The 13908-nt window shown below is 33.5% G+C and carries 14 protein-coding genes; 13 read left to right on the forward strand and 1 reads right to left on the reverse strand.

Features of this window, described 5'->3' with window-relative positions:
- Nucleotides 1–9: 9 nt before the first annotated feature.
- Nucleotides 10–1242, reverse strand: coding sequence for an MFS transporter (locus L6651_RS08835; protein ID WP_416389104.1), 1233 nt, complete (start codon nucleotides 1240–1242; stop codon nucleotides 10–12).
- Nucleotides 1243–1360: 118 nt separating this feature from the next.
- Between L6651_RS08835 and L6651_RS08840 the strand changes: the two genes are divergently transcribed.
- The 13 genes from L6651_RS08840 (at nucleotide 1361) to cas3 (ending at nucleotide 13908) form a co-directional block, all read left to right on the forward strand.
- On the forward strand, nucleotides 1361–1660 hold the full coding sequence (locus L6651_RS08840) for a hypothetical protein (RefSeq protein ID WP_237037561.1): 300 nt from the start codon (nucleotides 1361–1363) through the stop codon (nucleotides 1658–1660).
- A 10-nt stretch (nucleotides 1661–1670) separates the two neighbouring features.
- Nucleotides 1671–2702: a S66 family peptidase gene (locus L6651_RS08845; protein WP_237037562.1), complete on the forward strand. Its 1032-nt coding sequence runs from the start codon at nucleotides 1671–1673 to the stop codon at nucleotides 2700–2702.
- 6 nt (nucleotides 2703–2708) lie between these two features.
- Nucleotides 2709–3224 (forward strand): DNA-deoxyinosine glycosylase, encoded by a 516-nt coding sequence (locus tag L6651_RS08850; protein ID WP_237037563.1) that lies wholly within the window; start codon nucleotides 2709–2711, stop codon nucleotides 3222–3224.
- A 1-nt stretch (nucleotide 3225) separates the two neighbouring features.
- Entirely contained in the window at nucleotides 3226–4233 is a 1008-nt protein-coding gene (locus tag L6651_RS08855) for an NADH:flavin oxidoreductase/NADH oxidase (protein WP_237037564.1), read from the forward strand.
- A 30-nt stretch (nucleotides 4234–4263) separates the two neighbouring features.
- Entirely contained in the window at nucleotides 4264–5031 is a 768-nt protein-coding gene (locus L6651_RS08860; RefSeq protein WP_237037565.1) for a plasmid pRiA4b ORF-3 family protein, read from the forward strand.
- Between the two features lie 169 nt (nucleotides 5032–5200).
- Nucleotides 5201–6841: a ribosomal protection-like ABC-F family protein gene (gene abc-f / locus L6651_RS08865; protein ID WP_237037566.1), complete on the forward strand. Its 1641-nt coding sequence runs from the start codon at nucleotides 5201–5203 to the stop codon at nucleotides 6839–6841.
- Nucleotides 6842–6854: 13 nt separating this feature from the next.
- The gene (locus L6651_RS08870) at nucleotides 6855–7415 is read left to right on the forward strand and encodes a hypothetical protein (protein ID WP_237037567.1); all 561 of its coding nucleotides are present in this window, start codon (nucleotides 6855–6857) and stop codon (nucleotides 7413–7415) included.
- 9 nt (nucleotides 7416–7424) lie between these two features.
- Complete coding sequence (locus tag L6651_RS08875; RefSeq protein WP_237037568.1) at nucleotides 7425–8285, forward strand: alpha/beta fold hydrolase; 861 nt, start codon at nucleotides 7425–7427, stop codon at nucleotides 8283–8285.
- Between the two features lie 94 nt (nucleotides 8286–8379).
- A complete protein-coding gene (locus L6651_RS08880) occupies nucleotides 8380–8811 on the forward strand; it encodes a hypothetical protein (RefSeq protein WP_237037569.1) in 432 nt (143 codons plus the stop codon).
- Nucleotides 8789–9355, forward strand: a complete 567-nt coding sequence (locus L6651_RS08885; RefSeq protein ID WP_237037570.1) for a TetR/AcrR family transcriptional regulator — start codon at nucleotides 8789–8791, stop codon at nucleotides 9353–9355. The genes L6651_RS08880 and L6651_RS08885 overlap by 23 nt, the downstream gene beginning before the upstream one ends.
- Complete coding sequence (locus L6651_RS08890) at nucleotides 9355–10413, forward strand: DUF2871 domain-containing protein (RefSeq protein ID WP_237037571.1); 1059 nt, start codon at nucleotides 9355–9357, stop codon at nucleotides 10411–10413. Before L6651_RS08885 ends, L6651_RS08890 begins: the two co-directional genes overlap by 1 nt.
- 65 nt (nucleotides 10414–10478) lie before the next feature.
- Nucleotides 10479–10967, forward strand: coding sequence for an AI-2E family transporter (locus L6651_RS08895; RefSeq protein WP_237037572.1), 489 nt, complete (start codon nucleotides 10479–10481; stop codon nucleotides 10965–10967).
- Nucleotides 10968–11145: 178 nt separating this feature from the next.
- Complete coding sequence (cas3, locus tag L6651_RS08900; RefSeq protein ID WP_237037573.1) at nucleotides 11146–13908, forward strand: CRISPR-associated helicase Cas3'; 2763 nt, start codon at nucleotides 11146–11148, stop codon at nucleotides 13906–13908.

Raw genomic sequence — 13908 nt, forward strand, 5'->3', positions numbered from 1 at the left:
TTTTTTGTACTATTTTTTAGAAGATTTTAAATAAAATGGAATTGCAAGAAGCTGTGCAATAATTGAAACAAAAACCATCAACATAATATTTTTTTCATATAGCACACCCATAAGGGCGCTTCCTAAAAACCAAAACACGCCAAAGGAACATTCAAATATTCCATAACCGGTGGCACGACTTTGTTTTGGGACGATAGAAGTAACCGCCGCCTTTAATATGGACTCCTGAGCGCCCATGCCAACACCCCAAAGGGCAAGGCCTATAAAAATGGAAGCTGTGGTGGTCTTTGTAAAAATAAAAACCCCAAAAGGTGCGGATATAATTGTGGATAGCACCAATGCCTTTACACCATTTCTGTCATACATATAGCCAAACACCATTGCAGCTACAGCGTCAATTAACATTGCTCCCGCATATAAAAGGGGAATTGTTTCGCTGTTGATTAAGGACGAAGTTACAACACCTTGTCCTAGGGCGCCAAAGGTCTTTGAAATATGCATTACAATAAGTGCATAATCTATAAATCCAAAGGCAAATAGACTTATACCAATGATGTAGTAGATAAATTTGTCCTTTAATTTAAATGGAATATACTCCTTAGGCTCAGGTTCAAAATGTTCAGGGTTTGGAAATTTATATTTTGTTACAAAGAGCATAATAATTGTAATTAGTCCAGGGATTAAAAGAAAGGCAAAACAAGTTTTATAAATTTCAAAGGTGCTGCCTTCAGTTTTAAAAAGCATTACCACATAGAGAAGCACAGGGCCGAGAAAGGCACCGATTTGATCCAGTAGTTCTTGTATTCCAAAGCTCTTTCCAACTCCCTCTCCTGAAGCGGCAAAGGACATAATGGTATCCTTGGCAGGCTTTTTAATTGCCTTACCCATTCTTTGAATCACAAGTAAGATTGACGCCGCAATCCAACCATGCTCTCCCACAAGGGCCAGGGCAGGTACGGCTAATATATCTAAGATGTAACCAAATATTGTCATTGTCCAGTACTTGTGAGTCCTGTCGGTAATTTTTCCAAATACATATCTCATGGAGTAGCCAATAAGCTCACCAAGTCCCGAAATAAAACCTATGGTACCAGCGGAGGCACCAATCAGTGACAAATATGCTCCTCTAATACTGGAAGCTCCCTCGTGGGTCATGTCTGAAAATAATGACACTATTCCAAATAGAATTATAAACACCATTGCCGGTGAAAATTTTTTTGATTTTTCTTTCAACTTTCTCATCTCTTTCATTAAACTAATACTATTATATCAACTATATCTTTATATACAAAAGAAAATTAAAGTGAATTTGAAATACAGAGATATTAATAGTAAAATTTAGTGTAATAAAGGAGGGCGTATGGTAGAAAAAATATTAGCAAGCAAATTTATAAAATACATTATTCAATTTGCAATACTCTATGGATTAATATTTGTGGTAGAGCTTAGTTCAAACAAGAAAGTTCCAAAGGCATTGAGAACTGTTATTACGATTGTTATAGGATTTTTCTACGTTATTTCAATAGCTACAACTGGCGCGTATACAATTTTTGGAACTGGCGAAGCGGTTTGGAAAAGGGTTATGACAGGATTAATCACAATTGTACTTGTGTGGTTTTTATATAAGATCGTAAAGAAGTATTGGAAGAGTATTAAATAGAAGGAGTAATATGAAAGTTAAAAAAGTAGGAGTTGTAAGTCTATCTTCAGGTATTCTTGGGGAAGACTTTGCGGCACACCAAGTTGAAATTGGAAAAAAGAGATTAAATGATATGGGGATAGAGGTTAAGTTTATGGAAAACTCTTTAAAGGGACTGGACTATCTTGATAAAAACCCTTCAAAGAGGGCGGAAGATTTAATAAACGCCTTTAAAGACGACTCTATTGATATGATTCTTTGTGCAATTGGTGGAGAAGATACTTATAGACTATTACCGTATTTATTTGAAAATGATGAACTAAAAAATGTTGTAAGTCAAAAAATATTTTTAGGTTTCTCCGACACCACAGTAAATCATCTTATGCTTTATAAACTTGGTATAAAAACATTTTATGGACAGGCCTTTCTAACGGAAGTGGCTGAGATAGATGATGAAATGCTTCCATATTCAAAAAGCTATTTCAAAGAGCTTATAGAGACTGGTTCTATCAGTGAAATTAGACCAAGTGATATTTGGTATGACGAAAGAACAGATTTTTCAAAAAAGGCAGTTGGGACTAAAAGACCAATGCACAAAAATAATGGGTATGAATTATTACAGGGAAGTGGAAAGTTTTCTGGAGAGATTCTTGGTGGATGTATCGACACAATATATCGAATAATTAGTGAAGACTTCAAGGAAGCCTTTGACTTGGCAAATAAGTATGAAATATTTCCAAGTGCAGAAGATTGGAAGAATAAGATTTTACTTTTAGAGACAAGTGAAAATAAACCTGATCCTAAGCTTTATAGAAAGATGATAAAGACATTAAAGTCTACGGGGATTTTCGATGTAGTTAATGGCGTTATTATTGGAAAGCCACAGGATAATAAGTACTATGATGAGTATAAAAAGATTTTGGTTGAAGAGATAGATAGTGACTTAAGCATTTTATATAACTTCAACGTTGGACATGCGCTACCAAGATGTATAGTTCCATTTGGCGTGGCATGTGAAGTGGACTTTGATAATGAAGTAATAAGATTTAATAATGAAAAGTAGGAGATTATGACTGAAAAAGAAAGTAGATATGAAACCATAACCCACACTCTAGAGCCGCTTTATAATAGTGAGTCGAAAATATTAATTCTAGGTTCCTTTCCATCAGTAAAGACTAGGGAATATGGATTTTTCTATGGCCATCCACAAAATCGGTTTTGGCCTGTTAAGGAAAAACTTTTCAATGTAGAACTAAGTAGAGACATTGACGAGAGAAGAGATTTTTTATTAAGTCATAACATTGCAGTTTTCGATTCCATATATGAATGTGACATAATCGGTTCAAGCGATGCAAGTATTAAAAATGTAAAGCCATCTAACTTGGTGGACATAGTTAATGCGGCAGACATAAAACAGGTTTTTTGCAATGGAGGAACTTCCTATAAATACTATAAGAAGTACCACGCAAAAAAGCTTAATCTAAAGGGAGTAAAGCTTCCTTCCACAAGCCCTGCCAATGCAAGGTATAGACTTGATGATTTATTAGAAGAGTGGAGTGAGATACTGAAGTATCTAGGGAGGTAAAATGAAATTATTTGAAGAGTATACTGATGACAAAATTAAACTAAAAAACCATTTGGTTATGCCACCAATGTGCATGTATCAATGTAAGGAAGAGGACGGAGTTCCAACTGACTTTCATGTTGCCCACTACGGAGCGAGGGCAATAGGACAAGTTGGAATGATAATTGTTGAAGCAACTGGTGTTATGGAAAACGGACGAATTACTGACTATTGCCTTGGCCTTTGGAATGACGAACAGCTTGAAGGGCATAAGAGAATAGTTTCATCCATAAAGAACAATGGAAGTTATGCAGCAATACAACTTAATCACGCTGGAAGAAAATCTGAAACCAGTGGACTAAGACATATTGGACCAAGTGAAGTAGAATATAATGACAAAGAGCTAGACTATGAAGAAATGACTTTAGAAGATATTAATGAAGTAGTTTTAGCTTTTAAAGATGCGGCGAAAAGAGCAGACGAAGCAGGTTATGACGGCATAGAAATTCACGCTGCCCATGGATACCTAATACATCAATTTATAAGTCCTCTAGCAAACAAGAGAAAAGATAAATATGGAGAAGATAGATTCTTGTTATTAAAAGAAATTGTTTTTGCAATTAAAGAGGTATGGCCTAGTGAAAAGGCAATTTGGATGAGAATATCAGCTACAGATTATCATGAAGATGGAATAAAGGTAGAAGACTGGATTGATTTCTTAAATGAAAACAAAGACCTAGTTGACTTTGTGCATGTGTCAGCAGGAGCAGTTGTAAATGTGCCAATAAAAGTTTATCCAGGATATATGTTGCAATTTGCAAAGAGGATAAAGGAAGAAACTGGTTATAAGACAATTGGCGTTGGAAAGATAAAGACATTGGAGCTTTCAAGCTACGCATTAGAAGAAGGAGCTTGCGACCTAGTTGCCATAGGTAGAGAACTTCTTAAAAATCCAAACCTATATCTAGATTTTGTTGAAGAGAGGGGCAAGGGTGAAATACCTTTCTACTACAAGAGAGCTTACAGATAGCTTGACTAGTTAACACATTAGGAGAAAGATATGAAAAAAATAACTTTTGTGTCAGAACTTGCAGATTTTAAACCAAGGATATGGAGAAGATTTGAAGTTTCAGATCAAAACACAATTCAGGATTTAATGGATATGGCTATGGTCATGTATGCAATGACTAATTCACATCTTCATCATCTATCAATTCCCGTAAAGGTAAATGATTTTGTGCAGGAAAACTTAGATGAGAATGGAAAACTAAAAAATCCAATTCCAAAAAAACTTTATGATTTTGAACAAAATTATAGACCAAATTTAAATGTATCTAAGCTCAATGTTTATGGAGAAGAGTACGATTTGGATGAGTTATCGGAAATGTTTGATGATGATTTTGATGATGGATATGATATTAGAAACTTTGATGTAAATAATGGTCCAGATCCTAACTTTTTAAATTATATGAAAAAACAAGACGATAATATATTATATATGCATCCAAGAATTACGAGGAGAGCCAGAAAGAAGAATAATCCTCTTAAAGAGTTAGAAGAGTTAAATCTAAGGGTTAGAGATAGACTTGACTTCTACTACGACTATGGTGACGATTGGCATATTAGATTTGATGTGGAAAAAATTGAAGAAGTAGAGGAAGATTTTGGTCCAGTTCCAAAGATACTTAGAGGTAAGGGTCATGGAATAATTGAAGACATTGGAGGAACATGGGGCCTTGAAGAAGCTTTTGAAGAAGAGCCTATATTAAAGATATTTGACAAAGAAGATCTTCAGGAAGCACTAGATGATATTTTTAGGGAATATTAAAAACATTTAAAGGGAATTCGAAAGGATTCTCTTTTTTTATACCACTAAAACGATTCTTCATGATAATATATAGAAAAGGATAAGAAAAGAGGGATCATGATGGCAGTAACTTTCTAACAAAAATTAAATGCAAAATAAAAATTGAATAGCGAAATTGTTAGGAGGTTATATGAAACTTTTAGACATGAAAAACATCTCCATGGCATTTGGAGATAGAAAACTTTTTTCTTTTGACAGTTTGGAAATATGGTCAGGGGACAAAGTTGGCCTAGTTGGTGTAAATGGATGTGGTAAGACAACTCTTTTTAAAATAATGCTTGGAGAGTTAAAGCCTCAAGATGGACTTGTGAAGCGAAGTGGAAATTGGAAGGTGTTTAAGCAATTTGAATCCATCGAGAAGTTTAGTGAGATTGATGGAGAGCATAGCGGAAGATGGAATGTAAATGAGATTATAAAAAGAGACCTTAAAAAGTTTTCCGGTGGCGAAGAGACAAGAATAAGGCTTGCAGACACCTTTAGTGAAGATGCAGACTTAATTTTGCTTGACGAACCAACCGCAAACCTCGATATTAAAGGCATTAAAAAATTAGAAAGTGCTTTGGAGAAATTAGACTCCTTTGTGCTAATTTCCCACGACAGAAACCTATTAGACAAGTTGACAAATCGAACCATAGAGATTAGTGATGGGAAGATTTTTGACTTTAATGGCAATTACTCACAATATATGCAGTGGAAAGAGGAAGATTTTTCAAGAAGACAGAGAGAATATGAAAACTATGTTGACGAGAAAAAAAGACTTCTACAGATTTCTGAAAATCAAAAGCAAAAGGCAACTAAGATGCGTGCAAAGCCGAAAAATCTTTCAAATAGTGAAATAAAGCAGAGGGCATATGGAGCTGTAGGTAAATCCTTTGGTGGAAAGGAAAAGAGTTTTCAAAGGGCTGCAAAGCATACTGAAAAGAGGATTGAACAGCTAGAAAAAAAGGAGAAGCCTTTGAAAAATCCTATTATTCGTCCAAACTTTAATCTAACAGACCCTCCAAATAATAGATTTATTATTGAAGGAGAAGGTATAAATTTTTCTTACGGAGATAGAGTTATATTTAAAAATGCGAACTTTAAATTAAAGAGAAATAAGAGAACTGCACTGGTTGGAGAAAATGGATGTGGTAAGACAACACTTCTTAAACTTATTGAAGAAGAGTACGAGGGTATTAGAATAGTTCCAAAGGCAAAGCTTGGAATCTATAGGCAGTCCTTAGACCAAATTGACGAAGGGAAAAGTTTACTGGAAAATATAAATTCAGTTTCCATTCAAGAAGAGGAAGTGAATAGAAATGTACTCATAAGAATGGGTTTTAGAAGACAAGACTTCCACAAGAGCGCTGCAGTTTTGTCCGGTGGAGAAAAAATAAAACTTACATTTGCCATGCTATTTGTTTCTGATGTAAATGTGCTATTACTTGATGAACCTACAAACTTTTTAGACATTGACTCCATAAAGGCCATAGAAAATTTGTTTTTAGACTTTGAAGGCACAATGTTATTTGTGTCCCACGACAGGCATTTCATAGATTCCCTTAGTGATGAAATTTTTATTATTGAAGACAAAAAAATAAAATCATTCCCAGGAAATTTAACTGAGTATGAACAGTCTAAGAAAGTTAAGTCAAGTAGAAATGAAGACAAGTTATTACTTGAAATGAAGAAAACTGCATTAATGGGCGAGCTTAGCCTTGGCCTTAGAAATAAAGATGAGATAATCAAAGAACTTGATGAAGTAGAAAAGAGGCTTAAAGAAATAAAATAAAATGGAGGTATAAATGAAAAAGACATATAGAAAACTTTTAATTGGAATTTTGTGCTTAAGTTTATTTACTTCTTGTAAATATGACAAGTTCAAAGAGGGAGTTGAAAAATTATCCACAGAGGAAATGCAAAGCACAGAAGTGGCAAAAGAACCTACCAAAACTACAGAAAATAAAGAAACTGAAGAAAAACAGTATAATAACTTGGTTGAAAAAGATGGGCAATATCTTGCTTCAATATATGCTCCAAAAAAAGGAGAGGTTGACGAATACAATATGGCTTCAGTATATGAAGTGTCGTCAGATGGAGACATTCTTATAGTAAAGGGATCATTTAATTACAATGAAGAAGTTAATAATATGATGGATTCTGATGACGAAATACTTGAAAATAGTGAATATAGTTTTAAAATTGATGAATCCACAAGATATTTTGCAGTTAGTGGACTGGCTAAGCCAGAAGATATGGGTCTTGAAAGATTTTTAAGTTATTTCAAAGAATGTGAAGAAACAGGACTTGGACTTGGCATTATTATTGAAAATGGTGTTGTAACAGAAGTCTCTATATCATCATAAGGAGTTAGTATGAAAGAAAATTTTAAATTAAAAAGCTCCTCAGGAGTAGACTTAGATGTAAGTTTTTTTAAAAGTGATGAATCAAATGTCCTTATTCAAATTGTTCATGGCATGCAGGAACATAAGGAAAGGTACGATGACTTTGCAAATTATCTTTGTTCAAATGGATATGATGTGGTTATTCACGACCACCTTGGCCATGGCGAAAGTATAAATGAAGAGCATCCTCTAGGAGATTTGGTGTCACTGGAGAATTTAATTACCGATATTCATCTTGTTAGAAAAGAAATAAATTTTAACGGAGAATATATTTGCTTTGGCCATAGCATGGGATCTTTTCTTGCGAGAATCTATTCGTCAATTTATCCAGTGGACAAGCTAGTTGCTTGTGGTACAGGACAACCAAGCAAGATAGCAGCTAGCTTTTTAAAGTTTTTATTAAAATTTCAAAAAGAAAAAACGCCACTGCCAAATATTCAAAAGCTTGTTATTGGACCATATGAAAAAAAGTTTACAGAACCTTCCACATGGATTTCTTATAACGAAGACAATAGAAGGGCGTATATGGAAGATGAACTTTGTGGCAATCCCTTTACAAGAGAGGGTTTCGAAACCTTGGCAGATATAGTTATAAGGCTTAATGATGAAGATACATTTAAAAACTGCACTGCAAAGGAAATACTTTTAATTGCAGGGTCTTGTGATCCAGTGGGGGATTTTTCAAAGGGCATAAAGAAAGTGGAAGATAAATATAAGAGTTATGGAAAATCAGTTCAAAAAATAATTTATCAAGACATGGCCCATGAAATTTTAAATGAAAAAGAGAATAAAAAAGTTTATAAAGATGTTTTGGACTTTGTAAACAAATAAAGAGCAGGCAATTTGCCTGTTTTTTTTTCATTGACAAGTGACATGGTGTCATATATAATAAAAAACAAATGACACAGTGTCATAGGAGGTAATAATGAAAAGAAAAACATTGATTTTATTAGCAGCATTAATTTGGATGATGGCAGGGACTATGGTTATTAAATCTGGAATATCTGCATTCCCAGAAAGCGGATTTAAATATATCTACTTTGGAATTTCTGCTTTAATATTTGCACTATTCTTTTTTAAGGTTTTTTCGCCACTGGCAACAAAAAATAAAAATCGCATTATGCAGTTAAAAGATGATGAAGTAAAATTTTGGAAGTTTTTAGATATAAAAGGATATTTGACCATGGCCTTTATGATGACTTTTGGAATTCTTTTAAGAAAAAGTGGAATGGTTAAAGATCTATATATCTTTGTGTTTTATATTGGACTTGGAGCAGCACTATTCTCTGCAGGAATAAAATATATATATTTGTACTTTGAGGAAGGAAAAGAATATGCCAAAGAAGACATTTTATAATCTTAGCGATGAAAAAAAAGAAAAAATCATAGAGGTTTTGAAGAAAAATTTTGAACAAAAGACCATCTTTGAAGCAAATGTAAAAGAGATTGTTGAAGAACTTCAAATTGCTAGGGGCAGCTTCTATCAATACTTTGAAGACTTGGAAGACTCATACTTCTTTATTTTAGATATGGAGACAATCGACGTGCATAAATTGTTTTTAAAAGTTTTAAAAGAAAATGATTTTGATACTGTTTTGGCGCTGGAAAAGTACGGTGAGATGGTGTCTGAAATTATTTTTTCAAAGGAAGCTTACAACTTGTATAAGAATAAATATTTATATTGGAATTCGGAACTTGAAGAGAATTGGAAAAAGTACAAAGAAGAGGATGTCAATATAAACGAAATTTCAAAACTGGACGAACTAAACACGGAAAAGATGAAATTTGTTAAGGCTATTGTTCACGATTTGATAAAGAGAAATTTTAAAGAACAGTGGTCTAAGGAAGACTTTTTAAAGCATTATAAAATTTATATGGACTGGATAAAAGGAGGAATATAATGGCAGTTTTTGAATCACTATTCGATATTATTTATTTAGCAACGGTAATTGCAATGGGAGTTAAGCTTTTATTTTTAGATAATAAAGAATCTAACTTGGTTGGCATAATGGCACTTATACTTGGAATTGGAGATTCATTCCATCTATTACCAAGAGTGTTTTCACATATGAGTGCAGGAGGTTTTGAAAAGTTTGCAAAGTCATTGTCATGGGGACAATTTGTAACAGGAATAACAATGACTATTTTTTATGTAATATTTTATTTTTACTATAGCAAACTTAGCGGTGACAGAGACTCAAAAAAGAAGATAACAATATTTGCACTAGCCATAGCAAGAATAATTTTATTACTTCTACCTCAAAACAATTGGGGAGGAGAAGGAAATTACAAAATGGGCATTATAAGAAATATTCCTTTCTTAATTATGGGGATACTTTTAATCGCTTGGACCTATAAGAACAGAAGTGCTGAAGGACTAAAAAAGAGTTATCTATGGATCTTACTAAGCTTTTTATTTTACATCCCAGTAGTCCTATTTGTTGACAAAGTTCCAGCAGTTGGCGCACTTATGATGCCAAAGACAATAGCATATGTACTTTTAATACTTGAATGTTTCAAACACTATAGTAGAGAGTTTAATCTTAAAAGCCTATATGACATGTCATTGACCTTTTTAATAATGGGATTTGCAGGAGGAGTTTTCTATAGAGAATTTACAAAATACAATTCATTTACGGGAAACACACATCTAGGAAAGGTCCATGTGCATACAATAGTTTTAGGATTTGTAGTTACAATGTTACTTTTCTTAATCATTAGAAACCAAGGAGACATAACGAAAAACATTTTAACACCATTTAAAATTTATGTGGCAGGACTTGTTCTAACAGTTTGCAATATGATGGTATATGGAATATACGATGTTATTGGTGCGGGGAATGATTTGATTTCAATACCAATGCTTGTGGGCTTTGCTGGAATAGGCCATATTCTATTATCGGTAGGACTGGTATGGGTACTTTTAAAAATTAAAAGAGATTTAAAAATTGAAGCATAAAAAAAGAGCCATTTGTATCAAGTGGCTTTTTTTAATGGGTATAAATATAGAAGGAAGGTGAGAATATGGATAGAAATTTTTTAAAAGAATTTATAGGACGAACAGGAGTTGGAATTGTAAAGTATGTTAAGGCTATAGTCATATCGTCATTAATAAACTTTATAGTTTTGTTATTTGGACTCAAATATGCAAATGTTTCATACTATGGACTAATAGCCTTTGCCATAGCAGTGGTAGATGTGTTACCAGTACTAGGTGCAGGAATTGTTTTAATACCATGGGCAATAATAGTTTTAATACAGGGCAGTACCAGCCTTGCCATAACACTTATAGTACTTTATGTAATCACATTTGTATTAGAACAAATAATTCAACCGATAATACTGGGCAAATCCATTGGACTAAAACCGCTTTACACTTTAGGAATAACCGTGGTTTGTATGTTTGTCTTAACCCCGGGAGTTGGTGCAATAGTTGGAGCGCTAGTATCAATAATGGTTGCTGTGTTTATTGATATGAAAAATGGAAATATTTTTGGTGAAGATAGGAAATAAATTAAAAAAATTAATTAAAGAATTTTTGGAGCTTAACTTATAATAGTTGAGCTTTTTTTATTAAAAATATTGTACTGGTATTTTTAATATGATATCATATAGATAAGAAAACAAGAACATATGTTTGAGATGGACGGTGAATATGTTATTAAATACTAAAAATTTCAAGGAGCATTTTATGGATTTAAGTTGCTTTTGGGCAAAGAAAAGTGATAGAGATGGCACGCCGAAGTGGCTTCCATTAATAGAACATCTTAAAGATACTGCCTATGTAATTGATAGACTTTGGGAAATTTGGTTGGACGATAGTCAAAGAGTAATGATTGTGAAAACACTTTCATCTATGGATGAAGGAAAAAAACTGGCAAAGTTTTTGGCCTATGCCCATGACTGCGCGAAGGCTACAGCTTCCTTCCAAACTAAAAAGAGTTTTACTAACTCTCCAGACTTAGACGAGATGATTTTAGATAAACTTGAAGCGGCTGGGTTTAATGGAATTAAAGATTTACAACTTGCAAACCCTACAAAGAGTCATCACTCCATTGCGGGACAAGTTATTCTCGAAGAGTTTGGAGTAAACACAGGTGTTGCAAGTATTGTGGGAGCACATCATGGCAGCTCTGTTGATAGTGTTGATGTTATAAAATCTCAACTGTCAGCTTACTCTGCAAATTATTACGGTGAAGAACTTAAAGATGAACAAGGAAATCTTTTTAAAAAATCTCAAGATGAACTTTTTGTGTGGATTCTAAAAACAGTTGGATACGATTCGGTAGAAGATATTCCTGAAATAACAGTTCCCGTTCAAATGATACTTACAGGACTTTTGATTATGGCGGACTGGATTGCTAGTAATGAATTATATTATCCGCTTATTCCCATAGATGAAAGAGAAGTTTTCAATAGAGAGGAAAGAAATGTAAAAGGTTTTGAAAAGTGGAGAAAGTCTGAAAGCTGGACTCCATATGAAATTTATGATGCTTTAGAAATTTACAATAAACGTTTTGGATTTGATTCGCCAAGGGAGGAACAAAGAAAAATATTTGATGTAGTTGATGAAATAGAAGAGCCGGGCATAATAATTTTTGAAGCGCCTATGGGAATGGGAAAGACGGAAGCATCCCTAGTTGCTGTGGAGCAGATAGCATCAAAGCTTGGAAAAAGTGGACTTTTCTTTGGACTTCCAACTCAAGCCACAAGCAATGGTATTTTTCCAAGGATAAATAATAAATGGCTAATGAGTATTTCAAATGAATTTGAAAGTGAATTCCCTATTAGACTATCACATGGGAAGGCATATCTAAACGAAGATTATAGAAAGATTTCAAGAAGACCTTCATCAAATATTTATGAAGATGAATTTACTCCTGGCACATTTGTAAATGAATGGTTTTCTGGAAGAAAGACTTCGTCCCTTGATGACTTTGTTGTTGGTACTGTAGATCAATTTTTAATGATGTCGTTAAAACAAAAGCATCTATTTTTAAGGCATCTAGGTTTTAGTAAAAAAGTTGTGGTAATTGACGAGGCCCATGCCTACGACACTTATTCGTCAGAGTACATATACCAGTCTGTTAAGTGGGCTGCAGTTTATAATATCCCTATAATAATACTTTCTGCAACGCTTCCAGCCAGTAAAAGAAAATTACTTATAAAAAACTATATGATTGGAAAGGGAGCAAATACAAAAGAACTTCGAAAACAAATTTCTACCCTGGATACAACTTCCTATCCACTAATAACGTATAATGATGGATTTGAAGTAAAGCAGTTTAAAGATTTTGATATTAAGCATGATAAAACTATAAAAATTATTAGAGCAGAGGAAGAAAATTTAACAAGTTTATTGAAAGAGATTTCAAAAGATGGGGGAATAATCGGCATAGTTGTAAATACCGTAAAGAAATCTCAAAAATTTGCAGAAGAATTGTCCAGTATTTTTGGTCCGGAAAATGTTTTACTATTACATTCTTCGTTTATTGCAACACAGAGGACGAAAAAGGAAGAGGAGCTTCTGAGATTAATAGGTGGAGGAACAGAGGATAGACCTAAATTTAAAATAATTATAGGGACACAGGTTATTGAACAGTCACTGGATATTGACTTCGATGTTATGATATCGGACCTTGCACCAATGGATTTATTGATTCAAAGGATGGGAAGACTCTTTAGACATAAAAACAAAAGGCCAGAAATATTAAAAGATCCAAAGTTTTATGTGCTTGGATGTTCAAAAAACTTGGATTTCGACAAGGGATCCATGGCGGTTTATGACGGTTACATTCTCACTAGAACAGAAAAGTTTTTGCCAGATGAAATAAGAATTCCAGAAGACATCTCACCACTGGTCCAAAAGGTATATGGAGATGAAGAGATAGAATTAAGTGATGATTTAATAGGAACTTATGAAGACTTTAAAAATAAATATATAGCCTACAATGAAAAGAAAAAGGAAAGGGCTTCTAATTTCAAACTTGGAGAGCCGTATCAAAAGAGTGCCTTTGTCGATAACAATAACCTAATAGGAATACTTTCGGACAAAAAGGACTTTAGAGGAAAGACAGAGGAACAGATTTATGCGCAAGTTCGTGATATTAAAGAGACCATAGAAGTTATTGCCTTAAAAAAAATTGGCGATGGATATGGAATTTTTGGAGAAGATGTAGATTTATCAAAGGAAATAGGAAATTCAGATGTTCAAGTTGAAATTCTAAAAAACACATTGAGACTTCCACAGGCTTTGGCATATAGCCCTAGTCAAGTAGAAAAAAATATTAAATTTTTAGAAGATTACAATATAAAAAATCTACCCCAGTGGCAAGAGACAACTTGGTTAAAGGGAAGCTTAGGGATTATATTTGATGAATATAATGAATTTATAATTGGAGAGTTAAAGCTCATATATGATGAGAAGTTGGGATTATTATATGAAAGGTTGTGA

The sequence above is a fragment of the Mediannikoviicoccus vaginalis genome (genome assembly GCF_928097925.1).
In the GTDB taxonomy this organism is placed as follows: Bacteria; Bacillota; Clostridia; order Tissierellales; family Peptoniphilaceae; genus Mediannikoviicoccus; species Mediannikoviicoccus vaginalis.

Bases quoted from the DNA above. Each gene is read 5' to 3' on its own strand.
- L6651_RS08835 (WP_416389104.1), bottom strand. From the start codon at position 1,242: ATGAGAAAGTTGAAAGAAAAATCAAAAAAATTTTCACCGGCAATGGTG.
- L6651_RS08840 (WP_237037561.1), top strand. From the start codon at position 1,361: ATGGTAGAAAAAATATTAGCAAGCAAATTTATAAAATACATTATTCAA.
- L6651_RS08845 (WP_237037562.1), top strand. From the start codon at position 1,671: ATGAAAGTTAAAAAAGTAGGAGTTGTAAGTCTATCTTCAGGTATTCTT.
- L6651_RS08850 (WP_237037563.1), top strand. From the start codon at position 2,709: ATGACTGAAAAAGAAAGTAGATATGAAACCATAACCCACACTCTAGAG.
- L6651_RS08855 (WP_237037564.1), top strand. From the start codon at position 3,226: ATGAAATTATTTGAAGAGTATACTGATGACAAAATTAAACTAAAAAAC.
- L6651_RS08860 (WP_237037565.1), top strand. From the start codon at position 4,264: ATGAAAAAAATAACTTTTGTGTCAGAACTTGCAGATTTTAAACCAAGG.
- abc-f (WP_237037566.1), top strand. From the start codon at position 5,201: ATGAAACTTTTAGACATGAAAAACATCTCCATGGCATTTGGAGATAGA.
- L6651_RS08870 (WP_237037567.1), top strand. From the start codon at position 6,855: ATGAAAAAGACATATAGAAAACTTTTAATTGGAATTTTGTGCTTAAGT.
- L6651_RS08875 (WP_237037568.1), top strand. From the start codon at position 7,425: ATGAAAGAAAATTTTAAATTAAAAAGCTCCTCAGGAGTAGACTTAGAT.
- L6651_RS08880 (WP_237037569.1), top strand. From the start codon at position 8,380: ATGAAAAGAAAAACATTGATTTTATTAGCAGCATTAATTTGGATGATG.
- L6651_RS08885 (WP_237037570.1), top strand. From the start codon at position 8,789: ATGCCAAAGAAGACATTTTATAATCTTAGCGATGAAAAAAAAGAAAAA.
- L6651_RS08890 (WP_237037571.1), top strand. From the start codon at position 9,355: ATGGCAGTTTTTGAATCACTATTCGATATTATTTATTTAGCAACGGTA.
- L6651_RS08895 (WP_237037572.1), top strand. From the start codon at position 10,479: ATGGATAGAAATTTTTTAAAAGAATTTATAGGACGAACAGGAGTTGGA.
- cas3 (WP_237037573.1), top strand. From the start codon at position 11,146: ATGGATTTAAGTTGCTTTTGGGCAAAGAAAAGTGATAGAGATGGCACG.